The sequence below is a fragment of the Gemmata sp. genome (genome assembly GCF_051859125.1).
Lineage (GTDB): Bacteria > Planctomycetota > Planctomycetia > Gemmatales > Gemmataceae > Gemmata.
This window is the reverse complement of the sequence record NZ_JBHYGG010000112.1, coordinates 46,747-67,955: the sequence shown is the minus strand read 5'-3', so window position 1 is coordinate 67,955 and position 21,209 is coordinate 46,747. Positions and strand designations below refer to the sequence as shown.

Annotated in this window: 34 protein-coding genes; 30 read left to right on the top strand and 4 right to left on the bottom strand. The window is 69.4% G+C overall.

The genetic code is table 11. The annotated features are described in order from the left end of the window. Window positions 1–2 precede the first annotated feature (2 nt). The 11 genes from ACTIGN_RS11960 to ACTIGN_RS11910 all read left to right on the top strand — a co-directional run bounded on the left by ACTIGN_RS11960 (window position 3) and on the right by ACTIGN_RS11910 (window position 9,543). Window positions 3–197: a hypothetical protein gene (locus tag ACTIGN_RS11960; RefSeq protein ID WP_439624076.1), complete on the top strand. Its 195-nt coding sequence runs from the start codon at window positions 3–5 to the stop codon at window positions 195–197. A 78-nt stretch (window positions 198–275) separates the two neighbouring features. Then, window positions 276–893: a hypothetical protein gene (locus tag ACTIGN_RS11955; RefSeq protein ID WP_439624074.1), complete on the top strand. Its 618-nt coding sequence runs from the start codon at window positions 276–278 to the stop codon at window positions 891–893. Next, entirely contained in the window at window positions 890–1,297 is a 408-nt protein-coding gene (locus tag ACTIGN_RS11950; RefSeq protein WP_439624072.1) for a hypothetical protein, read from the top strand. The genes ACTIGN_RS11955 and ACTIGN_RS11950 overlap by 4 nt, the downstream gene beginning before the upstream one ends. Next, entirely contained in the window at window positions 1,287–1,748 is a 462-nt protein-coding gene (locus ACTIGN_RS11945) for a hypothetical protein (RefSeq protein ID WP_439624070.1), read from the top strand. The genes ACTIGN_RS11950 and ACTIGN_RS11945 overlap by 11 nt, the downstream gene beginning before the upstream one ends. A gap of 37 nt (window positions 1,749–1,785) precedes the next feature. Beyond that, a complete protein-coding gene (locus ACTIGN_RS11940; RefSeq protein ID WP_439624068.1) occupies window positions 1,786–2,304 on the top strand; it encodes a hypothetical protein in 519 nt (172 codons plus the stop codon). A 3-nt stretch (window positions 2,305–2,307) separates the two neighbouring features. Then, window positions 2,308–2,754, top strand: coding sequence for a hypothetical protein (locus tag ACTIGN_RS11935; protein ID WP_439624067.1), 447 nt, complete (start codon window positions 2,308–2,310; stop codon window positions 2,752–2,754). Between the two features lie 40 nt (window positions 2,755–2,794). After that, window positions 2,795–3,256 (top strand): hypothetical protein, encoded by a 462-nt coding sequence (locus ACTIGN_RS11930; protein ID WP_439624065.1) that lies wholly within the window; start codon window positions 2,795–2,797, stop codon window positions 3,254–3,256. A gap of 2 nt (window positions 3,257–3,258) precedes the next feature. Further along, complete coding sequence (locus ACTIGN_RS11925) at window positions 3,259–3,624, top strand: hypothetical protein (protein ID WP_439624063.1); 366 nt, start codon at window positions 3,259–3,261, stop codon at window positions 3,622–3,624. Between the two features lie 24 nt (window positions 3,625–3,648). Next, entirely contained in the window at window positions 3,649–5,838 is a 2,190-nt protein-coding gene (locus ACTIGN_RS11920; RefSeq protein WP_439624062.1) for a phage tail tape measure protein, read from the top strand. 9 nt (window positions 5,839–5,847) lie between these two features. Continuing rightward, a complete protein-coding gene (locus tag ACTIGN_RS11915) occupies window positions 5,848–6,726 on the top strand; it encodes a hypothetical protein (protein WP_439624060.1) in 879 nt (292 codons plus the stop codon). 3 nt (window positions 6,727–6,729) lie between these two features. Then, complete coding sequence (locus ACTIGN_RS11910) at window positions 6,730–9,543, top strand: PKD domain-containing protein (RefSeq protein ID WP_439624058.1); 2,814 nt, start codon at window positions 6,730–6,732, stop codon at window positions 9,541–9,543. A 9-nt stretch (window positions 9,544–9,552) separates the two neighbouring features. Here ACTIGN_RS11910 and ACTIGN_RS11905 read toward each other — a convergent pair whose 3' ends face one another. Continuing rightward, window positions 9,553–9,867, bottom strand: coding sequence for a hypothetical protein (locus ACTIGN_RS11905; RefSeq protein WP_439624056.1), 315 nt, complete (start codon window positions 9,865–9,867; stop codon window positions 9,553–9,555). Window positions 9,868–9,927: 60 nt separating this feature from the next. On the opposite strand from ACTIGN_RS11905, the gene ACTIGN_RS11900 reads away from it, so the two are divergent. The 5 genes from ACTIGN_RS11900 to ACTIGN_RS11880 all read left to right on the top strand — a co-directional run bounded on the left by ACTIGN_RS11900 (window position 9,928) and on the right by ACTIGN_RS11880 (window position 13,591). Further along, complete coding sequence (locus tag ACTIGN_RS11900) at window positions 9,928–10,305, top strand: hypothetical protein (RefSeq protein WP_439624054.1); 378 nt, start codon at window positions 9,928–9,930, stop codon at window positions 10,303–10,305. Between the two features lie 29 nt (window positions 10,306–10,334). Continuing rightward, window positions 10,335–10,601, top strand: coding sequence for a hypothetical protein (locus ACTIGN_RS11895; RefSeq protein WP_439624052.1), 267 nt, complete (start codon window positions 10,335–10,337; stop codon window positions 10,599–10,601). Window positions 10,602–10,603: 2 nt separating this feature from the next. Next, window positions 10,604–12,331, top strand: coding sequence for a hypothetical protein (locus ACTIGN_RS11890; protein ID WP_439624051.1), 1,728 nt, complete (start codon window positions 10,604–10,606; stop codon window positions 12,329–12,331). A gap of 40 nt (window positions 12,332–12,371) precedes the next feature. Next, window positions 12,372–12,707, top strand: a complete 336-nt coding sequence (locus ACTIGN_RS11885) for a hypothetical protein (protein WP_439624049.1) — start codon at window positions 12,372–12,374, stop codon at window positions 12,705–12,707. A gap of 89 nt (window positions 12,708–12,796) precedes the next feature. Further along, window positions 12,797–13,591, top strand: a complete 795-nt coding sequence (locus ACTIGN_RS11880; protein ID WP_439624047.1) for a hypothetical protein — start codon at window positions 12,797–12,799, stop codon at window positions 13,589–13,591. Between the two features lie 61 nt (window positions 13,592–13,652). On the opposite strand, the gene ACTIGN_RS11875 is transcribed toward ACTIGN_RS11880, so the two are convergent. Together ACTIGN_RS11875 and ACTIGN_RS11870 are read right to left on the bottom strand one after the other, a co-directional pair. After that, a complete protein-coding gene (locus tag ACTIGN_RS11875; protein WP_439624045.1) occupies window positions 13,653–13,880 on the bottom strand; it encodes a hypothetical protein in 228 nt (75 codons plus the stop codon). A gap of 76 nt (window positions 13,881–13,956) precedes the next feature. Continuing rightward, on the bottom strand, window positions 13,957–14,211 hold the full coding sequence (locus tag ACTIGN_RS11870) for a helix-turn-helix domain-containing protein (RefSeq protein WP_439624043.1): 255 nt from the start codon (window positions 14,209–14,211) through the stop codon (window positions 13,957–13,959). Window positions 14,212–14,352: 141 nt separating this feature from the next. Between ACTIGN_RS11870 and ACTIGN_RS11865 the strand changes: the two genes are divergently transcribed. From ACTIGN_RS11865 to ACTIGN_RS11855, 3 genes are all read left to right on the top strand, one after another. Next, complete coding sequence (locus ACTIGN_RS11865; RefSeq protein ID WP_439624041.1) at window positions 14,353–14,520, top strand: hypothetical protein; 168 nt, start codon at window positions 14,353–14,355, stop codon at window positions 14,518–14,520. A 115-nt stretch (window positions 14,521–14,635) separates the two neighbouring features. After that, on the top strand, window positions 14,636–14,803 hold the full coding sequence (locus tag ACTIGN_RS11860; protein ID WP_439624040.1) for a hypothetical protein: 168 nt from the start codon (window positions 14,636–14,638) through the stop codon (window positions 14,801–14,803). A 66-nt stretch (window positions 14,804–14,869) separates the two neighbouring features. Continuing rightward, window positions 14,870–15,085, top strand: a complete 216-nt coding sequence (locus ACTIGN_RS11855; protein WP_439624038.1) for a hypothetical protein — start codon at window positions 14,870–14,872, stop codon at window positions 15,083–15,085. 62 nt (window positions 15,086–15,147) lie between these two features. Here ACTIGN_RS11855 and ACTIGN_RS11850 read toward each other — a convergent pair whose 3' ends face one another. Further along, entirely contained in the window at window positions 15,148–15,387 is a 240-nt protein-coding gene (locus tag ACTIGN_RS11850) for a hypothetical protein (protein ID WP_439624036.1), read from the bottom strand. 188 nt (window positions 15,388–15,575) lie between these two features. Here ACTIGN_RS11850 and ACTIGN_RS11845 point away from each other — a divergent pair, with 188 nt between their 5' ends. The 11 genes from ACTIGN_RS11845 to ACTIGN_RS11795 all read left to right on the top strand — a co-directional run bounded on the left by ACTIGN_RS11845 (window position 15,576) and on the right by ACTIGN_RS11795 (window position 20,967). After that, window positions 15,576–15,989 carry a hypothetical protein gene (locus tag ACTIGN_RS11845; RefSeq protein ID WP_439624035.1) on the top strand — a complete coding sequence of 138 codons (414 nt, stop codon included), beginning with the start codon at window positions 15,576–15,578 and terminating at the stop codon, window positions 15,987–15,989. Between the two features lie 221 nt (window positions 15,990–16,210). Further along, the gene (locus ACTIGN_RS11840) at window positions 16,211–16,339 is read left to right on the top strand and encodes a hypothetical protein (RefSeq protein ID WP_439624033.1); all 129 of its coding nucleotides are present in this window, start codon (window positions 16,211–16,213) and stop codon (window positions 16,337–16,339) included. 59 nt (window positions 16,340–16,398) lie between these two features. Continuing rightward, on the top strand, window positions 16,399–16,983 hold the full coding sequence (locus tag ACTIGN_RS11835) for a hypothetical protein (protein WP_439624031.1): 585 nt from the start codon (window positions 16,399–16,401) through the stop codon (window positions 16,981–16,983). 36 nt (window positions 16,984–17,019) lie between these two features. Continuing rightward, window positions 17,020–17,280, top strand: a complete 261-nt coding sequence (locus tag ACTIGN_RS11830; RefSeq protein WP_439624029.1) for a hypothetical protein — start codon at window positions 17,020–17,022, stop codon at window positions 17,278–17,280. 108 nt (window positions 17,281–17,388) lie between these two features. Further along, entirely contained in the window at window positions 17,389–17,616 is a 228-nt protein-coding gene (locus tag ACTIGN_RS11825; RefSeq protein ID WP_439624027.1) for a hypothetical protein, read from the top strand. 26 nt (window positions 17,617–17,642) lie between these two features. Then, window positions 17,643–17,966, top strand: coding sequence for a hypothetical protein (locus ACTIGN_RS11820; RefSeq protein ID WP_439624025.1), 324 nt, complete (start codon window positions 17,643–17,645; stop codon window positions 17,964–17,966). A 10-nt stretch (window positions 17,967–17,976) separates the two neighbouring features. Further along, on the top strand, window positions 17,977–18,285 hold the full coding sequence (locus ACTIGN_RS11815) for a hypothetical protein (RefSeq protein ID WP_439624023.1): 309 nt from the start codon (window positions 17,977–17,979) through the stop codon (window positions 18,283–18,285). 25 nt (window positions 18,286–18,310) lie between these two features. Next, on the top strand, window positions 18,311–18,511 hold the full coding sequence (locus ACTIGN_RS11810) for a hypothetical protein (RefSeq protein ID WP_439624021.1): 201 nt from the start codon (window positions 18,311–18,313) through the stop codon (window positions 18,509–18,511). A 293-nt stretch (window positions 18,512–18,804) separates the two neighbouring features. Then, window positions 18,805–19,710, top strand: coding sequence for an alpha/beta hydrolase (locus ACTIGN_RS11805; RefSeq protein WP_439624019.1), 906 nt, complete (start codon window positions 18,805–18,807; stop codon window positions 19,708–19,710). Between the two features lie 68 nt (window positions 19,711–19,778). After that, entirely contained in the window at window positions 19,779–19,952 is a 174-nt protein-coding gene (locus ACTIGN_RS11800) for a DUF1328 domain-containing protein (RefSeq protein ID WP_439624017.1), read from the top strand. Window positions 19,953–20,094: 142 nt separating this feature from the next. After that, a complete protein-coding gene (locus ACTIGN_RS11795; protein WP_439624015.1) occupies window positions 20,095–20,967 on the top strand; it encodes a hypothetical protein in 873 nt (290 codons plus the stop codon). Window positions 20,968–21,209: the final 242 nt, after the last annotated feature.

Sequence of the window (21,209 nt, the reverse complement as noted above, 5' to 3'; positions counted from 1 at the left end):
CCGTGACCGAAGCGAACGTCGACCCCCTCGCCCCGACCGCCGACCTCCGCCGCCAGGCGTACCAGCAGGAGGCCGCGAGCCTGGAGCAGACCGCCCAGCGGCTCGCGCTCCAGATCGAGGCGCTGCACCGCGACCTCGCCGCGGTCACCGGGCGGCACCAGTGGGTGAGCGGGGAGTTGGCCAAACTCAACGACTGACGGGAGCGACTCAGCCGCTCCGAACCTCCGGCGCACCCGGACCGACCATTCACCGCCGACCCTCAAGGGGGACCGACCATGCCCGAGACGATGACGCTCAACAGCACCGCGGTGACCGGCAACAACGACCAGTTCACCGAACTCATCTCGGTCACCGGCGCGTCCATCGAGCGGACCACGCCGAGCGTCCCGGCCGCGAAGTCCGGCACCCTCACGGCCCGCACCGACGCGAACACCGGCGTCCTGACGATGGCCGGCGGGCACGGGTTCATCTCCACGGACGTGATCGACGTGTTCTGGTCCGGCGGGTCGCGCCGCGGCATGACCGCGACCGTCGCCACGAACGCGGTCACCGTGGACGGCGGCAGCGGCGACGACCTGCCCGTCGTGTCCACCGTGGTCACGGCGATGAAGCCGGTCTCGGTCGAGTTCGTCGTGGACGGCGACACGGTCCGCGGGTTCGGCGTGTCTTCCGAAGTCGCGGACGCCTACGTCGTGTTCCTCGACGACGCCGACGCCGAGGTGACCCCGGCGACGTTCCGCATCACCACGGCCGGGCGGGGCAAGGTGTGGGCCACGGGCGCGGCCGGCGACAACCCCCTGGCCGGCGTCGTCACCAGTGCCGTGAAGTTCTCCCACGGGTCGACCTCGGCCGCCGTCATGAAGGCGTGCGCCGTCTTCGGGACGCACCCATGAGCCAACTGAGCCGCGGGCAGGCGGCACTCGTCGCGCGGCTCCGGGCCGCGGGCAAGACGGCCGGCGCGCTCACCTACGTCCGGGCGAGCGCCGCCGGGGAGACGGTCGACCTGACGGGCAAGGCGTGGGTCGGCCGGACGATGTACCGCGTCTCGGACGCGACCCAGCAGTCCCGGGTCATCTGGTCCGACCGCGACTACCTGATCCCGGCCGCGGACCTGGCCCTCGCCGGCGTCCCGTTCGAGCCGGCCCGCGGGGACTACTTCGTCGAGGTACTCCCGGCCCCGGGCGGGACGCAGCGGTTCGAAGTGCTCCCGTTCAACGACGAGCCCGAGTTCCGGTACTCGGACCCGCAGCGGACGACGCTCCGGGTCCACACGAAGCGGGTGACCCATGCCGGTTGACGTCCTGGCCTTCGCCGACTGGGTGGTGGAGACCCTCGCCGGCGGGTTCGCCGCGGCGGGGCGGGCCGCGACGGTCACCCGCGAGTACGAGGTGTCGTTCGACACCGCGAGCATGACCGGGCTGCACGTCAACGTGTTCCCCGTGGACTACGTCCGCGAGGGGCCGGCGACCCGGGCCGAGGACAACTTCGACGCGGAGGTGGTGATCGTCGTGGCCGAGCGGTACGCGGTGCCGGGCGGGAAGGTGCCGAAGGCGTGGCTCGACGAGCGGGTGGGCGTGGTGGACCAACTGATCTACCAACCGCTCAGCCAGATCACCCAGCCGCTCCCGCTCAGCGAGTTCTGGCTCCAGGACATCGACGTGACGACCGTGTACGACCTGAAGTCGCTCCGCGAGAAGAAGATGTTCTGGTCCGAGATCGAGACGACGTTCCGCAAGCTGCGGCGGTGAGCCCGGCCCGCACTGCACACCACACGGGGGACATCACATGGGACTCGGGATCACGTCCGAACTGCTCCTCAACGACACGACGGTCCTCGGCCTCGGCGGGGGCGGCACGACCGCCACGCCGGTTTGGGCACTCGCCGACCTGATCAGCGACAACAAGGTCAACTCGATCTGGAACAAGGGCGAGTCCTCGGTCCGCCGGGGCCGGCTCCAGACCAACGAGCCGACCAACCTGGCCCTCAACCTCGAGGGCAAGGTCCGCAAGCTCGTCACCGACCGCGCGTACCAGTTGCTCCAACTGGCCCACCGGACCAACGCGGTCCTCGACATCCTCGTCCTCGACGGGCCGCTCCTCACCATCGGCTCGAACGGCTACCGGTTCTTCGGCAAGGTGTTCGACTTCGGCGAGGACCAGGGCCTCCAGGCCGTGATCTTCAAGGAGTTCAGCATCGAGCCGTCGATGGAGGTGCCCGCGGACTACAGCGGCACGCCGACGATCCCGGCGATGGCGCAGGTGACCGGGTCGCTCGGGGCGCTCACCTACTACGCCTTCGGGTGACCCGTGCCGCACGCGAACTACGCCAAGATGCGGTCGATGTTCTTCGACGCGAGCCCCGCGGTCCGCCGGCTGGACCGGAAGACGCGGCGGGTGCTGTCGAAGTTCGGGGCGTACACCCGCCGCTCGGCCCAGACGAGCATGAAGGACGACCCCAAGCGCGGCGACGTGCGGGTCGAGACCTACGCGAAGCCCGGCGCGCCGCCGCGGGCGCGCGGGAAGAAGCTGCTCAAGCGGATGCTGTTCTTCGGGTACGACGCGGACACGAAGAGCGTCGTCACCGGCCCGGTCCGGTTGCAGCGCACGCAGGACCGGCACGTCCCGCTCGTGCTCGAACAGGGCGGGACGATCACGCGGCGGGGGAAGGCGCGGCGGTACCGGCGGCACCCGTACATGAAGCCGGCGTTCGACAAGAACACGGGGTGGGTCGCGGCCGAGTACGCGAAGCCGTGACCCCCGGCCCTGGCCCACACGAACCACGAGGAGAGACCCGGTGGCGAAGTTCAAAGACAGCGCGGGCCAGGAGTGGGAGATCCGGTTCACCGTCGGCGACCTCGAGCGGGTCAAGGAGGACGCCGACTTCGACATCGAGAGCCTCGTGGCCCGCCCGGACGGGGCCGCCGCGGCGCTGTTCCAGACCCCGCGGAAGATCGCGCAGGTGCTGTGGGTGCTGTGCGAGGACCAGGCGCAGGCCCGGGGGATCGACCCCCGCGCGTTCGGCCGCCGGCTGGACCGGGAGACGCTCGACGCGGCGACCAACGCGCTGCTCGAAGCGATCCTGCTTTTCTTCCCCCGGTCGTCGGCGGGCAGGGCGATCCAGGGGCGGCTGCCCGAACTGCTGCGGAAGATGGACGCGGAGATCGAGGCGGCGGTGGGCCGGGAGATGGAACGCAGCATCTCCTCGACACCTGCTACGACCTCGCCGGCGTCGTCGGGGTCGACCCCCACGGGCTGACCATGCGGAAGCTGCTCCGGATGGCCAACGCCCGGCGGGAGAGCGACCACGACGTCGCCATCGCCACCGTCTGCCACCTGGGGGCGTCGTTCGCGGGGAAGCTGCGGCCGTACAGCGCCAACCCGTACCGCAACGCGAACTACCCGAAGACCGAGGAGCAGCGCCGGGAGGAGTCGAAGGAGGGGTTCGCGGCGATCGGCGCGGCGCTGCGGCAGATCGCGATCCAGAAGGGCCAGGTGGCCGGGGCCGCGGTCGAGGTGACCGAGAAGCGGCTGCCCGACGGCGGCCGGGTGGTGGCGACGCGGTTCCCGGACGGGACGGTCCGCGTCGAGACGCACGGGCCGGAGGCGGCCGGCGGGTCGGGGTAGCACAGCACCCAGGGGGCACGGACCGTGGCGAGCGTAAACGCCATCAAGGCCGGTGAGGCGTACGTGCAACTCACCGCCGACGACGCGCCGGCGCTCGCCGCCCTCAAGCGCTTCGAGGGGCGGTTCCGCGCCACGTTCCGCGCCGTGAACCAGATCAACGACGGGCTGAGGCAGATCGGCGGCGCGGCGGTGCTCGCAGGGGCCGCGCTGACGCCGGTGGTCGCCACGTACCTGAACTTCGACGACGCCATCCGCGCGGTCGGCGCGCGCACCGAGGCGACCGCGGACCAGTTCGACCGGCTCCGGGCGTCGGCCATGGCGCTCGGTCGCACGAGCGGGTACACGGCCACCGAGGTCGCGAAGCTCATGAACGTGCTCGGCACAGCGGGCTTCAACCCGGACCAGGTCATCGCGATGGCCCCGGCCGTCCTCAACCTGGCCCGCGCCGGCGACGCCGACCCGGCCATCGCCGCCCAGGGGATGGCCGACGCGCTCAACACGTTCAAGCTGCCCGCCGAGGCCGCGACGGCGATCGCCGACAAGTTCGCGGTCGCGGCCAACAAGAGCGCGATCAACCTCGCGGGGCTGGCCGAGACGTTCCAGTACGTCGCGCCGGTCGCGAACCAGTTCGGCATGTCGCTCGACAAGGCGCTGGCCCTGTCCGCCGCGCTCGGCAACCTCGGCATCCGCGGGAGCGAGGCCGGGACCGCGCTCCGCCGCATGCAGGTGCTGCTCGGGGCGAACGAGGCCGACCTGAACCGCCTGTTCGGGGTGACCGGCCGCGACGCCGCGGGGGAACTGCGGCCGGTCATCGACGTCATCGGCGACATCCAGGCGAGCATGGCCGGGCTGTCGGGCGGCCAGAAGATCGAGAAGCTCAACGAGTTCTTCGGGCTGCTCGGGATCACGTCCGCGGCGGGGCTCGGGAGCGCCACGGTGAACGTGAAGGACCTCGAGGCGGCGCTCGCCGACGCGGGCGGGACGGCCGAGCGGACCGCGGCCCAGATGGACGCCGGCATCGGCGGGGCGTGGCGGCGGATGCGCGGTGCCGCCGAGAGTGCGGCGATCTCGGTCGGCGAGGTGCTTGCCCCCGCGCTGTCCGCGGCCGCCGCGGGCGTCCAGTGGGTGGCCAACCGGGCGACGGAGTGGATCGGCGAGAACCGCGGGCTCGCGGCGACCATTGGGGCCGTTGTGGTGGGGCTCATCGCGCTGGGCGCGGCCGGGCTGGTGATCGTCGGCGTGGTGAAGTTGTTCTTCCTCGCCGCCGTCGCCGTGAAGGCCCTCGTCGCCGCGGTCGGCCTCCTGCTCAACCCGCTCACGTGGGTGGCGATCCTGGCCGGCGTCCTGATCGAGAAGTGGCTCCGCACGTCCGAGGTGGGGCGGGCGGTCGCGGCCGAGATCGGTGCGGCGTTCAGCCGCATGATGGAGACGGTCGGGGCCGCGGTCGACGGCATCCTGGCCGCGTTCAAGGTCGGGTCGCTCCGGGGCGCCTGGGAGATCGCGCTCTTGGCGATGGAGGCCCTGTGGCACGACTTCGTGTCCGGGCTCCTCGCGCCCTGGCACCACTTCACGAACCTGTTCCGGGACGCCTGGCGGGCGCTCATGGAGTGGGTGCTCGTGGCGTGGCAGAAGACGCAGGCGTTCCTCGAAACCAAGCTACTCGTGTTCATCGAAGCGATGATCGTCCCGGCCCTCAAGGCGTCGGACCTGCTCCGCATCACGTCCGGCAAGGCCGACGAGATGCAGCGGGACATCAACGCCCGCAAGGAGCAGATCGAGCAGAACAAGAACGAGGCGGTCGCCGGGATCGTCCGCGAGCTCGAGGCCGCGAAGAACCGCACGATGACGGAGCAGGCCGCGACCCGCAAGGCCGAGGCGGACAAGGCGGTCCCGCTCCGCGAGCGGATCCGCGAGATCACGGAGCGACTGTCCATCGACGCCGCGGCCATCGACGCCCTGAGCGGCGGCGTGGGCGGGGCCGCGAAACTGGCCGCGAGCCCGGAACTCGGCGGGCGGGTCGCCGCGAGCATCGCCGGGCGATCGGAGCAACTCGGGGACGCGGTCAAGGGGGCGTACCAGGCGGCGGACTTCTCGCAGGCGTTCGGCGGCATGGCCCCCGGCAACAACTACGGGAAGCAGCAGGTGGACCGGCTCGACAAGGCGGTCGGGCTGCTCGAAGAGATCCGGGACACGAACGGCCTGTTCGCAACGTGAGGGTAGACCGTGGCCATCACCATCCAGGAAATGTTCGACTCGCGGCACTGGACTTACTCCAAGGACCGCGAACAGGGCGTGCTGGAGTTCGTCGGGTACGGGACCGACGACGACGCGGAGTCGCGGACCGCGTTCGACGCGGCGATCCCGGCGGCGTTCACGTTCAAGACCAACCCGCTCACCCGGCTCGACTTCACGCACTGGACCCTCGGGGGCAAGTTCTGGCGGGCCACGGCGAACTACGGGCCGGACGCCGCCCCGCTGTACCCGGCGGTCGGGATCGTCGGCCCGCCCACGCCCGTGGCCGCCGCCCCGGGGCCGAACGACCCGCTCGGCCCCGAGTACAGTTTCGACTTCACCGGCGTCACCGAGAAGATCACGCAGAGCAAGGAGACGACCGGGCGGTACCTCCGCGACGGCGACGGGACCGGCACCGACGCGCCGGACTACAAGGGGGCGATCGGCGTCACCCGGGACGGCGTCGAGGGGTGCGAGCGGATCAGCCCGAACCTGGAGTGGTCGCGGACCGTGACGTTCCAGTCGGTCACCCTGGCCTACATCGACGTCGTCAAGGCGATGGTGGGGAGCACGAACCACGCGGCGTTCTACGGCAAGCCCGCGCGGTCGCAGGTCTTCATGGGGGGCAACTGCCAGATCGACGACACCCGGCGGGCCAAGGTGACGTTCAAGTTCCTGGACCGCCCCAACCTGACCAACGTGGTCATTTGCCCGGGGCTCACGGTCTCGATCAAGAACGGGTCCGAGTACCTGTGGTGCTCGTACAGCCCCGCGGTGGACCGCAACAAGTTCGTGCGGCAACCGGACGCGGCCTACGTCGAGCGGGTGTGCGACGCGGTGGACTTCGGACTCCTCGGGATCGGAGCCTGAGCCATGAGTTCCGGGAACGAGTACAAACTGAGCCGCCGCGACCCGGTTCGGGTCCGCGCTCAGACGTGGAACGACGTCATCGACACGGTGAAGGCGGCCAAGCGGTCGCGGGGGGCCGCCGGGTCGCTGGGCATGCCGGAACCGGTCGGGGTCGCGACGACGGTGTGGGTGGAGAACACCGTCAGCACGTTCGGCGAGGCGTACCACGTCGTCGAGATCGGCGAGCCGCTCGTCCCAGCCCACGCGGACCCGGTCAACCTCGTTGACAACACCGCGTTCCAGGGGGTCATTCCGACCGGAGCGAAGGCGGTCGCGGTCGCGTCCGGGCCGTGCGAAACGGGCGGCATCGTGACCGCGGTCATCGCGGGGGTCACCCCGTGCTACGTCAAGATGATGGCCCCTGGCGACGGCTGGGCCAACCCCGAAAACCTCGAGCACCGGTTCCTCGTCTCGTCCGCGACCCCCGGGGCCGCGCGGATCCTCTGGACCGGTGCCGGGGGGACGCCACCGAGCGGCACCACCCTGGCCCTCGTCCTGCTGACCGGCGGGGGCGCAGCGGCCGACCAGACCCCGGACCCGCCGTGCGGGCTGGAGTGGTACACCGAGTACCACCACCTCGGGACCGTGGACGTCGCGGCGGGGGACGTGCTCGCCCCGCGGGCCACCATCGGCACGCTCGGGGCGATCCCGTCCGGTGCCCACGCCCACTTCGTGCTCGGCGACGGGAGCGACTTCTTCAACATCACCGACTACCTCGTTGTCGGCCAGTCGCTCGACACCGACGAGTGGTGGCCGTGGCCGAAGGAAGGGGTGCGATTCCCTTCGGCCGACCCGCCCATTTACGACCCGCCAGTGTTCGCCGGCGTCACCGACCAGGCGGCCGCGCGGGCGTACATCCGCAGCGTGACCGTGCCGTTCCTCCCCGCGGCCGGGTACAAGCAGGTCTACGGCTCGGCCGAGCACCGCGGCGGCGAGTACTACGCGGTCGACGTGACCGGCTCCGACGTGGACGTGACCGCGGACCCACCCGACCAGACGATGGCCGGCACCGCGATCACGCTCGCCATCGGCTCGGCGGCCGTCGAGAGCACGGTCATCTTCGCCGGCTCGCTCGGCGAGGACGTCATGAACATGGTGATCGTGCGGCACCGGCCGTGCGGGTGCGACGGGCCGTGGAAGGCGGTCGTGCGGTGCGCCACGACGCAGAACGCGGACTTCGAGGCCGGGTTCCTGGTGGGCACCACGCACGACGCCGTCGAACTGGCCCTCCGCGACCCGATCCTCGTCAAGAACCAGACCAGCCCCGGTAGCAACGGCATCTACACCGCGAACACGGAGGACGCCCCGACGCTCCGCTGGGACTTCGACACCACGGCCGAGCAGGTCGGGGCGGCGGTGTACGTCGCGGAGGGAACGGTCAACGGCAAGTCGGTGTGGCTGCACCTGGGCGGGGGCGAGTGGCAGCCGGCGTTCAACGTCGGGTTCTTCGCCCGGCTCACCAGCAGCAGCGGCGGCCGGTGGAAGTGGGTGCGGCTCGCGGCGACGGACGGCGTGTGGGCCGACGACGGGGCCGAGGCCGGTGGGTACTGGGCCACGCCCATCACCTACGACGGCACCAACTACTTCGCCGAGCCGTTCGAGGGCATGCGGGTGTGGATGCACTGGGGCAAGCGCGAGTGGGAGTTCATGCCGCTCGCGCCGCTCCCCGTGCCGTTCGAACTCGGGTGCGGGCTGGCCTACGACGAGGGGACCGACACGCTGTCCGTCGACCTCACCGATGTGGTGTTCGACGGGCTGTACTTCGACCCCGAGATTTGCGCGCTCGGGGTCAACTTCGGGTGCGGGATCACGATCAGTGCGGACCCGGAGGAGGGCGATCAACTCGTTGTGGACGTGCCCGCCCTGGCCGGGGACGGCACGCTGTCGTCGCTCGTGGTGGTGCCCGGCGGGTCCGGGTGTGACTACCTCGGTGTGGACCTGGATGTGGCCTACACGACGACGGAGACGGTCGTCACGAACACGGCCCTGTCGGTGGTCGCGGGGAAGCTGCGGCTGACGCAGACGAAGGTGACGTACACGAACTACTTCAACGCGGCGGGACTGCTGATCGACCGCACCGCGGGGAGCCCCGTGGAGAGCTACACCGAGGTCGAGTCGTGTCTGTTCGGCGAGTGCTGCGAGGCCGAGGAACTGACCGCCATGTGTTCCCGGACGCCCAGCAGCGGGGGCACCGACACCGTGTTCACGTTCAGCGTCACGCCGAGCGGGGGCGTCGCACCGTACGCGTACCTGTGGGACTTCGGGGACGACGAGACGAGCGACGAATCGGACCCGGTGCACACCTACGATGAGGCGGGCGGGTACTCGCCGTCGGTGACGGTGACGGACGCCTGCGGCAACGTCGTGGAGTGCAGCCCGGGATCGATCACGGTGACCGCTCCGCCGTCCGAACCCGCAACCTCGTGTTCGGACATCGAGGGCGACGTACCCGTTTACAGTTTCGGAACCGGTTACCCCGTCGCCCTCGACTACGGGACGTACTCGATCGACGGGGGCTGGGTCAAGTACCCCATCGTGAGCGGCAACACCTACAAGGTGACGGTGTCCGCAGGCGGCCCGGGGGCGAACGCGAACTACCACACCGACCTTTACCAAGGCACCGCGTGCGATGCGAAGACGCACAAGGGGAGCATCGATTTCGGGGACGGGTGTGCCAGCTTCACCGCAACGGTCACCGGCTGGATGTACGTGCGGCTGTCGGAGAACATTTCGGGCACCCCAACGTACACGATCACGGCCGCTGTAGGGGCGTGCTGACCGGAGGGGTTACTCGATCTGCTTCGCCCGCAGTCGGACCCGCCCGGTCGGGGCAACGAGGTCGACGTGGTAACCGGTGGCGGGCGGGCCCTGGTCGAACGAGGTGATGTTGTCGTTCTGGTCGTAGACGGTGTGCCCGGTGACCTCCAGGTTCACCACGACGGGAAGTTTCTCGAACGTGGGGATGTCGAGTTTGGTGATTGAGACCTTGACCGGGACGCCCGGCACCGAAGGCGAGTCGTGGGCGTGTGGCCTCGCGAGCACAAGGTAACCGATCGCGATGCCACATCCGGCCGCGATCAGGTGAGTGGTTAAGGTTCGCATGCGCACTCCTTTTTCGTGCGAATCGGACGGCTGTCTCAGTGTACGTCAGATGAGGAGCAAATGCCACGCAGCCCGCACGCCAGCCACCTGAACCCCCGCTGGGGCACCGACCCGCACTGGACCGAGCGGGCCGGCGGGCCGGCGGCGGCCGTTGCCCTGTCCGGCGGGCAGGTCGTCATTGAGGCGTCTGCCGCAACTGCGAGCGCGGCCGCGAGCTTGGGCCAGGAACAGGGCCGGGGGGATACGAAGCCCGACGCCCTGCGCCCGCTCCCGTGCGTCCACCTGGGTCGCGTGGTGAAGCGGGTGGGGTGCAAGACGTGCCGCCGCGACGACACCCGCGTGTGCGACGCAGGCCGGGGCAACGTCTGCCAGGCCGTCGAGTGCGAGGCGTGCTCGCAGTACGAGCCGGACGACGCGACCGCGGCCGCGACCGGGTGACCGCTTTCCGTGGCCCACGGAGGACTCGCATGGGGTGCCGGGGCAACTGCCGCAGGCGGAAGCGCGAGTCGCGAACCCGCCGCGTTCTGGTGCGTGTCGTCCTCTGGCTGGCCGACCGCCGCGCGCTCCGCATCGAGACGGACCGCCGGGGCCGCGTCTCCTGGCACTGGCTGTGCGACCCGGCAAAGTTGTTCACCGCGGACCGGGAGCGGGCCGCGTTCGCGCTGCGGGAGTTCCTCCCCCGGCTCACTCAGGACGAGAGTTTCGACCTGCTGTTCCCATTGAGGAGGAAGTGACCATGCGCGTGCGACTCCCGTTCTGGCCCCTGTTCCTGCTCGCGGCCGCGACCTGGCTCGGCAGCCCGGACCCGGCCGCGGGCCGCCACTATGACGCCGTCACCGACGCGTACCCCGTGGTCGCGACCGGCCAGTTCGTGGTGACCAAGGCCCCGGTCAAGGACGGGGTCCGGGCCACCGCGGACCTGCCCGAGTCGCAGCACAAGCGGAACACCGGCGGCAACGACCGGACGCCGCTCAACCCGCGGGGCGAGCCCGGGAAGGGGTCCGGCCTGTGCGTCTACACCTCGCTCTGGCACGCCGCGATCTGGCAGGCCGTCGCCGAGCTCTACGGGTTCCGCGACTGGATGAGGAACCACGAGGGCGGCTCGTACCCGGACAAGTTCGAGAAGACCCTCAACGCCTACTGCAAGGAGCGGGGCATCCCGATCCCGAACTACGTCCAGCACACCGGCGGCGACGAGGACGTGTTGCGCCTCGCGCTCAAGACCGGGCGCATGGTGTGCGTGACGTACTGCGGGGTGGACGGCCCGGGGCGGTACGGCTCGGAGGTGGTGGGCCACATGGTCAACCTCGTCCACCTCGACGACACCCTCGCCTGCGTCCTCGACAACAACTTCCCCGGCACGTTCCTGTGGATGAGCCGCGGCGACTTCCTCGCCCGGTGGCGCGGGGTGAAGCCGGACGGGTCGGCGTTCATGGCGAGCGACGGGAGGCGGCGGTTCCCGGTCGGGGGCGGGTGGGCCATCGTGCTGCTCGGCCCCCCACCGACGCCGTACCCGCAGCGGCCCGCGGTGCAGTCCTCGGCCGCGGGCGCCGGCGACTTCGAACCGCCGGTGGTGTACGGGCAGAACTGCAAGAACGGGAAGTGCCTCCTCGCTGCCCCGGACCAGGCCACCGCACCGTTCGCGGTCCCCGCGGCGACCGACGGCGGGGGGCAGTGGCGGGCGAACACGAACGGCCGCGAGTGGGGGTTCTGGGTCAACGGCCGGTGCGTCGCGGCGGCGTTCGCGGACGGGCGGGTCGAGGCGTGCAACGATCGCGGGGTCGCGACCGGCACCCCGATCGGCCCGCCGGCCCCGCTGCCGTTCCCCGTGGCCAACCCCGTGCCGGTCGTCGCGAACGTCGGGAGCGAGCCGCCCGCCGCGGAGTTCCCCCGGAACGGCGTGGACGCCGCGCGGATGAACGCCGAAACCTCGTACCGGCACAACGGGGAGCGGGTGACCAAGGAGGCGTTCGCGGCCGCGCTCACCCTGGCCGACGACTCGGACCGGTGGAACCTCGGCGTGGTCGGCGATCCGGCGTTCCTCGCCAAGGTCCGCGACGACGTGGCGAAGCTCCCCGGGGCGCTGCGGCTCAAGCTGCACGTCCAGAACTACGCCCCGGACCACTGGGCGGCTGCGCAGTTCGGGCTCTCCCAAGGGGTGACGCTCCGCAAGCCGGCCGCCGGGCGGGTGGGCCAGGACGTGGGGGCGGTCCCCCTGGCCGACTACACCCCGGCCGCACTGATGGACCTGCTCACCGCGAGCGACGGCCCCGCCCCCAAGCCGGCCCCCGCGCCGGCCCCGAAGCCGAAGACGCCGGACCCGGTGATCGAGCCCGCGCCCCCCGCCCCGAAGCAACCGAACGAGGAGCCGAAGCCGCCCGCGGCCCCGCAACCCGGCACGGTCGGCAACCTGCTCCTGCTCGTGATCGTCGCCGGCGTTGCCTACCTGATCTTCCGCAAGTGACCCCGCGGGTGACCAACCCCGAACCTGAAAGGACCGTCCCATGCCCGACCTGACCCCGCTACTCGTGTGGCTCCAGTCCCTCGGCCCGACCGGCTACGCCCTGTCCGCGATCCTGGGGGCCGCGGTGCTGTACTGGAGGCTGAAGAACAAGCTCCCCGCCGTCGAGGCACAGAAACTTGACCTGGACGCGCTCGTGCGGTCGCAGGGGATCAAGCCCGCCGGGCCGAAGGCCACGCTCGCGGACGTGCCCGCGTGGTTGCAGAAGGAACTCCAGTTCAACGTGTGCGACCCGGTCGCCGCCGCGGACCACAAGCGGGCCATCGAGCGAGCGAAGGAACTCGAAGACAACAAACTCGTGGACGTGCCCGCGAAGTGACAACAAGCACCGGTCGGTCCGGGGTCGCGCCCCGGCCGGCCGGTTTTTCATGCGCCCGTCTGACACGCACCCCACCGAGGACCCTCACCATGGCCGACACCAAGACCCCGACCCCCCGCAGCGACGTGACCCTGGCCGACGCTCCCGGCCCGTCCGTCGTCCCCGACCCGATGCCGCCCGTCGCTCCGCGGCCCGGGTTCCCGCTCGGCCTGCGCGACCTGCTCACCTCGATCTTCACCGACGGGCCGACGTGGGCCAAGATCGTCGTCGCGGTGGCGCTCATCCTGGCCGGGGCGTTCGGTCACAAGTGCGTCGAGCGCGCGCCCGCCCCGGTGCTGCCCGCGCCGGTCAACGTCCAGCCGACCCCGGTGAACGTGTCGGTGCTGCCGGCGCAAGCGTTCCTTGAGAAGTGGAAGGCAACCAAGGAGCCGTTCGCCGTCACCTACTGCTGCCGCGAGGAGGGCCAGTGCTGTCCCACGGTCTGCACCTGCGACCCGGAGCGCTGCAAGTGCGCCGACTGCAAGAGCAGGGTCGCGGCCGCAACCGACCCGGCAGTCAAGTCGAAGCTCACCCCGCGGCAGCGGCTGTTCGCCGACCGCGTGCGGCACCGGCTGAGCGAGCGGCTCCAGCGTGACGGCTACGCACTGGTCGGCGGCGACGCGACCCCGCTCACGCAGGAGCAGGCCGCGGCCGCGGTCGCGCGGCTCAGCGACGGCCAGGTGTTCGGGGCCGCGTACTCCGCGGGCGCGTGGGCACAGATCGGGGACGACGGAGGCGGCGGCCTGCTCGGGTTCATTCAGCGGATCGTGCAGTGGATCGCGGACCACCCGGAGGTGGTGCAGGCGATCCTAAAAATCCTCATGTCGCTGCTCATGTTCATCTAGCGACGTGCGAGGTGCAGAAGTGACGCGGCCCCGGGTCATCACCCGGGGCCGCTGTCGTTGGTTAGCTCAGCTCAGAACCGTCCACCGTCCAGAATTGGCCGGCCGCCAACTTCGAGATCATCGCACCGCGGGTCATCGTCTCCCCGTTGCGGAGCCCGCTGCCGGACACCACGGCGTGCCGGACACCGGCCTCCCTCTTCGCTTGCTCCAGGCTCGTGTACGGACCCCACACTTGGCGGTTGTCGCCGGTAGACTCGATCAGGTAGTAGTTGGCGGTCGCAGTCGTCATCGTCCCGTCCCCCTTGGTTCGCGGAGCCGTGTGCCCCGCGTCTGTGATGTATCTATACGCTTATCCGTTCGGCACGTCAACCGGAATTCTGATTTTTATCCGGCGTCGCTTCTCGGAGGAAGGTATCTGGGGTGACACCGAGCGCGTGCGCGAGCCGCACCACCTGCGGCCACCCGGCCGACGTCTTGCCCCGCTCGTAGTCCGCGATGCTCGCCTGTCGCAGCCCCGCAATCTCTGCGAGTCCCGCTTGCGTGAGTCCGGCGGCGGCCCGTAGTTCTTTTAGTCGCGGCCCGAACCGCTCCGCAATCTTGGTTGCGTACTCCTGATCCATCTTCGCGCCCTCCGAGTGTTCCCGTCACGACATCATACATCGACAAACCAGGAAAAGAAATCGGAATTCCGGTTTACTCCGAAACCGGAGAAGCGTATAAGTAGGGTGTCGAGACAAACAAGGCCCCAACCGGAGACGACGATGAGCAAGACGAACCAGATGATCGCGAAGGTGGAAGAGATGAAGGACTACGTGTTCACCGCGATCCTGCTCGCCCACGAGGCCGGCGAGCACCCCTCGGTCGAGCATGAGCAGTACGTTCGGCTGACGACGATCCTGTGCTACCTGGAGGAGCGGGCGGCCCGCTGATGGTGCGGGGCAAGGAAGCCCCCGGCACCGTGCCGGGGGCCGATTCGGAACCACGAACCTGGAGAACCTGACTGTGAGCGAAGCGACAACGGCAACGACGAGCGAACCGGAGTACATGATGGCTCTGCGTGGGATCGGCGGGGTGGCGGGGCTACTGAAGGCCTACGCGGCGATGGCCGAGCGGGGTGAGCCTGTCACGCCCGAGATGATGCTGCGGTGGGCGGGGCGGCTCGACGAGTACCACGCGGAGTTGTGGCGGATTTTGGTGACCGAGCGGAAGTGAGGTGCGATTGACCCGGGGCCGTTCGCGGTAGGCGGCCCCTTCCTTGGCGACAACGAGGGCCAGGCGATGATGGTGACGTGCCCGAAGTGCCTCGACGAAGCGAACGTGACGGTGGACCTGGACGACGGCGACACCCTCCGGTGCCAGGAGTGCGAGGAAGTGTACTCGGTGGCCGACGTCGAGGCGGTCGTCGCGTGCTGGGCGAAGCTGCTGCCGTGGCTGCGGGCGCATCCCGCGCGGGTGCCCGAGTGTGCAGCGCCGTCGGCGGCGAAGGTGGCGTGAGGAGAGGGTGAGGTGCGAGTGGCACAGGTAGGCCAGGGAGAGGGGAGGGGTCGCGGCCCGGGTTACTCGGTGCCCTTCGCCTCAGTCTTCGTCTTCACGAATTGCTTAATCGCCTGATCGAGAGACGTGGGTGTCTTCCCACTCTCCATCAGCCCCAGCGAGTGGTCGAGAACGATCGCACCCAGTTCGCTCATGTCTAGATCGTGCTTTGCTGCCAATGACTTGAGGCGGCGGCGGGTCGCCACGTCAACGAAGATTTGCAGACGCACCTTGTCGCTCTTTTCGCTCATGAGGCTCAGCATATCCACCCCCACATCGTGCGTAAAGGTAGTTCTCAGAACCAACTTACACGTCCGGGTGTCGTGAGACAAGAGAGCAACTTGAGTTTTTTCTCGATGATTGCTCTTGATACTCACGGTACTCATGGTAGCATTGTGTGTGTTGTGACGACTGTGACGCCCGCCCAACTTCTCTCCGGAGGAACCGCCCGATGCTCTGCGAACGCCCCTACGCCGCCACCTGCTTCGCCCCGGCCGCCGCGACCCGCACCGACCCCGAAGACGACTGCGCCTTCTGCGACGGTCACGGGTTCGTTCGGCACCGCGCCGGCGTCCGCCAGATGTGCCACATCTGCGACGGCCGCAGTACCGCGGGCGTGTTCGTCGTGCAGGTGGTGACGGCGCGGTTCCGGTACGAACTCACCTTCCAGACGCGGAGCATGCTCGCGGCTCGCCGCCGGGCCGACGTGCGTGCCCTGGCCGTCGTCCGCACCGGCGGGCTGTGCATGGGGTACAAGGTCGAGGCCGTGAACGTCGTGTACAAGTCGCTCGGCACCGCGGGCCAGAGCACGGACGAGATCGTCGCATCGGTGCCGCTCGTCGCGCCGGCCCCGGTCGCGGCCTGACCAGACCACCGAGTTCCGGCGGGCGCGCGGGCCAACACCGACCGTCCTGGCCCGCAACGGTCGCCGGCATTCCTTAAGCCCGGTCCTCGCTCCGGGTGGAGTGGGCATGCGAGGTGACGGCACTCCCGAGGCGGGTAAGTCGGGGCACGCTCCGGCGACGGCGGTTCGAGTCCGCCCAGTGGCGCTGTGGTGACGGGAAGGTTGGCCGACGTGAGGTGAGCATGCGACGCGCTGTGAGTTTGACCCGCAACGACGACGGCACCTGGACCGCGAGCATCTACAGCACGACGCACCGCGGGACGCACGAGGAGTGCGTCGCGTGGCTGCGGGCCAACGGCGAGCATGTGTGAGGTACGGCGATCGGGTCGCTCACGTGATCGGCCGCAGATCAAGCGATGGAGAGATTGCGATGCGAGCGACCCCACTTGCCGCCGTCGTGGTCAATGAACGGTGCCGACGAATCTGGGACGCGATCCAGATCGAAGACTGGGACGCGGTGCGAGCCGTGTTCGCCGATCTCTCGCTGGCTGATGCGATTCGGTGCGCGAGTGAGTACGGGATGAACGGGGTCTGGCTGGCCAAGCGCAAGGTCGAGATGGTGGAGATGGTCGTCGAGCAGGCGAAGCTCGCCGCGCCGCGGGCAGTAGCGGAACGGGCGGAGCAGAGCGAGCGGCACGCGGCGATTCGCGAGGCCGTCGATCTGCTCCGGATGTACGAACTCGGCGCGTGGCCGATCAGCGTCCCAGCCGAGTGCATGGCCGCTTTCGGGATCACTTACGACGAGTTCAACCGCGAATCCGGGCGGCATTACTCGTTGTCGCAGACCCCGAAGGCGTTCGTCGCCTCGGCGAGAATCGAGGGCATCGTGCGGGCCGAGCGACTTAAGGAAGTGGCGAGAATCGCCGCGAGCCTGCGACGAGTTGCCCCGGATCGACTGGACATAATCGAACAGGCCGATGCTCTCGCAGCGGTTCAGTCGCAGCAGATCGTGTGACCGTGATTCACACTAAACCAACTGGAGAACCCGACCGTGCCGACAGTTTCAACCAAGCCCCGCGTGATCCTGCAGTGCAACTACGGATCGCACCCCGAAGTGGTACGCGTCTACGCCTTCGACCAGTCTGTAGGTGTCGCGCTCGTGAAAATGCGTTTCCACGACGGAGAAGAGTTTATCAGTCGCATGGATCTCCACGAACTCCAAGCGATCCATGACGATCCGCAAGGTACGTTCGCGGACGTGAGGACCGCCCTCGTCTTGCGCGCCGAAGAGTTGCTCCACGACGAGAAGTGACCCCGCACCCGCCCCGCGCGCCCATCCCCCACCCGTTGGTCGTCCACACCGGCGGCGGGCGCGCGGGGACCGTACACGCACCACCCACGTGGGCCAGGAGCGGCGACCATGCCCGGCGGCGACTTCTACCTCGGCGCGCTCCTGACCCTGGCCCTCTGCTGGCCCATGTTCCGCGGCATGGCCCGCAAGCTCGCGGCAGTGACGGCGAAGGTGAGCGGTTGCGAGTCCACCATCGCCTCACAGGCCTACCTGATCGTCGCGATACGGCGGGGGATCGAGCTCGAGAACCGGACCGAGGCCCTGCGGGTGAGGATCACCAAGCCGGGCCGCAACTGACCGACCACTAACCAAGGAGGGTTCGCATGTCTCACGTTGCCACTGGCCTGTTCAGTTTCCTCACGGGGGCGACTCTCACCGCGGTGCTGTTCATCCGCGCGCACGAGCAGTGCGACGAGTTGTTCGCGCGGGAGCGGGCGACGAACCTGAAACTCGCGTTCGAACGGGGCCACGCCGAGGGGCAACTGATCATCGTGACCGCGGACCGGAACGCGCTCCGGGACCAACTCGTGCAGGAGCGGATCGAGTGGTGGAAACAGCCCGCGCCGCGGCCGGCGCCCGTCGCCACCGACGTGGTTCACGAGCGCATCCCGGCCCCGGCCGAACCGTTCCCGATCCCCATGAAGTGAGGGCCAGGAGATGGCGACCACGACGCCGGAACACGAATCGCTGCCGCCCGCCCAGATGCAGATCCTGCGGGCCATCGGCCGCCACATCGTCGGGGTGCTGCGCGAGGGGGCGAGCGAGGCGCGGGTCAACGCCTTCACGCTGCTGTTCGACGCCGGCTACATCCGGGACATCCCAGTTGAGGGGTACGACGGTATCTACCTGCTCAGCCCCAAGGGGACCGCACTCCTGGCCCACGAGAAGTTGCTCCAGATCGTCCGCGAGGGGAAGGGCGGGGGCCGGCTCGACTGGTCCACGGCCCCGACCCGCAAGACAGGCTGACCCAATTAGTTCGTAGGAGGTGACCGTGTACCGCGTGCTGGCGTATGGTAGTGTGTGGTCCGAGGGCGACACGCTCCTCGCGGCAATCGGCGGCGTTCTGGACCGCCTCACCTTCACCGAGTTGCTTGCGCTCGAGTCCCTGGCCGACAAGGCGCAGCGGGAGAAGACGCGGGGCGATATAGTAACCGAACTGAAGGGCCGGACCAACGACGCCCTTACGCCCTGATGAGCCACGCCAGGCGCACAGGCGAACACGCCGGGTACGGTACCCGGTCATGAGATCAACTACCCGGTTTCTAGGCGTTTTTGGCGTAGATTTGTCCGGCTTGTCCGAGGGTGCCGACCCGCGAAAACTCCACGAAACGCCTTGTTTTCCAGGCTTTCGCGCTGTTGTTTCGCGGACATGGCATTCAAGAGGTCAGGAGTTCAACTCTCCTCACCTCCACCTCGCACAAGCCCCGGGAAACCCCGGGGCTTGCTTCATTTCCGGCCGTCCCTCTCCCCGCCCCGGAGCAACGCGTGATTCGCACCGCTCTCGCTCTCGTCGGTTCCGCTGTCGCGCTCGTTGCGGCGGTCGCGCAGCCGCCCGCCGACGCGCCCAAGAAGGCCGAGCCGCTCAAGCTCAAGCTGTGGGACGGCAAGGCCCCCAACGGCGACGGCACGCTCGACAAGGCCGATGCCACCATCACCGTTCACCGGGCCGAAAAGCCCAACGGGGCGGCCGTGGTCATCTGCCCCGGCGGCGGGTACGGCGGGCTCGTCACCGGGGCCGAGGGGCACGGCATCGCCGCGTGGCTCAACCGCCACGGCGTCACCGGCGTCGTCCTCGAGTACCGGCTCCCCAAGGGCCGGCCGACCGTGCCGCTGTCCGACGCGCAGCGGGCGATCCGCACCGTGCGGGCCAACGCGAAGGACTGGGGCGTCGACCCGGCGAAGGTCGGCATCATCGGGTTCTCGGCCGGCGGACACCTCGCCAGCACCGCCGCCACCCACTTCGACGACGGCGACGCCAAGGCCGAAGACCCGATCGCGAAGCTCGGCTGCCGGCCCGACTTCGCGGTCCTCGTCTACCCCGTGGTGACGATGAGCGAGAAGACGCACGGCGGGTCGCGCACCAATCTGCTCGGCCCGAAGCCCGACGACAAGCTGGTCGAGCTGTTCTCGAACGAGAAGCAGGTCACCGCGAAGACGCCGCCGATGTTCCTCGCGCACGCCAAGGACGACCGCGTCGTGGTGCCCGAGAACAGCAAGGCGCTGTACGACGCTCTTCAGGCGAACAAGGTGCCGTCGAAGTACCTGGAACTGGCGTCCGGGGGCCACGGGCTCAACGGGTACAAGGGGCCGATGTGGGACGCGTGGCAGGAGCAATCGCTCGTGTGGCTGGCAGAAATGAAGGTGATTCCGGCGGTCGGTGACGGGAAATAGCGAATTTGGCTCGGGAGTTGCAACCGGTGGCATCGTTCTTGTCACCGCACACCAACCGAGTACCTCGCATGTTGTACTACGCCATCGTGTTCCTGGTCATCGCGCTGATCTCCGCCGCCTTCGGGTTCGGCGGCATCGCCAGCGAGGCCACGGGCATCGCGAAGATCCTGTTCTTCCTGTTTCTGGTGCTCTTCGTCGTGTCGCTGCTGTTCGGCCGCCGCGGGACCAGGGCGAACCTCTGATTCTGATCCCGCACGCGACCGCACACCGAGCCCCGGGGGTCTTCCCCCGGGGCTCGTGCATTTCTGGACCCCGTCCCATCCACCGCGGAGCGGGCGTCGTCTTACCGGTGACCGCCCCGTTGCGTGTTCCCCGGAGACCGTTATGCCGATCGTGTTGCGAGTCGCGGTGCCCGTTGCCCTGGTCGCGCTCGTCGGAGTGGCCGACGTCGCACGGGCCGACCGGATCGCCCTGCTCCCCGCGAACCAGCGGGCGGTCTCGGCCCCCACGGTGCTGACCGGCAAGGTGACAGCGGTCGCGAAGGACACGGTGGCGGCCCCCGCCCCGTACCCCGGGGCGCGGGACAAGATCGCGTACACGGTCGCGACGGTCGCGGTCACCGAGGGGCTCATCGGCGCGGACAAGGTGAAGGAGGTCAAAGTCGGCTTCGTCGCCCCGAAGGGGCGGGGCGGGTTCCAGACCGATCTGAAGGAGGGCCAGGAGGTGATCCTGTTCCTCATCAGGCACCCGAGCGCCGACTTCTACGTCGTCCCCGGCATGTCGCTCCCGATCGAGACCACGACCGAGGCGGGGAAGAAGGACCTCGAGTCCGTGCGGGCGGTCGCGGCGGTCCTCGCCGACCCCGCGAAGGCGCTCAAGGCCGGCTCCCCGGAGGCCCGGGGCACGGCCGCGGCGCTCGTGGTGCTCAAGTACCGCCAGTTCCCGGCGTTCGGCGGCGAGACCGAGCAGGTTGCCCTCGGCGCCGAGGAGAGCAAGCTCCTGTTGGCGACGCTCGCCGAGGGGAACTGGAGCACCGGCGGCCGCCGGTACGACGAGCCGCCGACCCCGTTTCAGGCGTTCCAGGCGCTGGGCCTCACCGACAAGGACGCCTGGGTGCCGCCCGTGGTCGCGAACGCGCCCGGTGCCCCGCCCGTCGATTTTGGTCTCGTCTCCCGCGACGCCTTCGTGAAGTGGCTCGACGGTCCGGGGAAGGACTACCGCATCAAGAAGGTGGCGCCCAAGGCCGCCACGAAGTAACGCCGCGTTCGTTGGATTCGCGGCTGTTCTGTAGCCGGCCTCTGTGAGGCCGGTGTTTGGCGAGTCCCGAAGCACCGGCCTCACAGAGGCCGGCTACAGAAGCCAAGCAACCGGACTCGGTTTGCCGCTCCGCACCTCGCACCTCGCTCCGCCGGGGCGCGCCGCATTTTCCGCATGCGATCCCGTCGCGATCTGCTATTGCTTGGTGTACCCTGGTGACCGGGCGGCTGCCACCGCTCGCG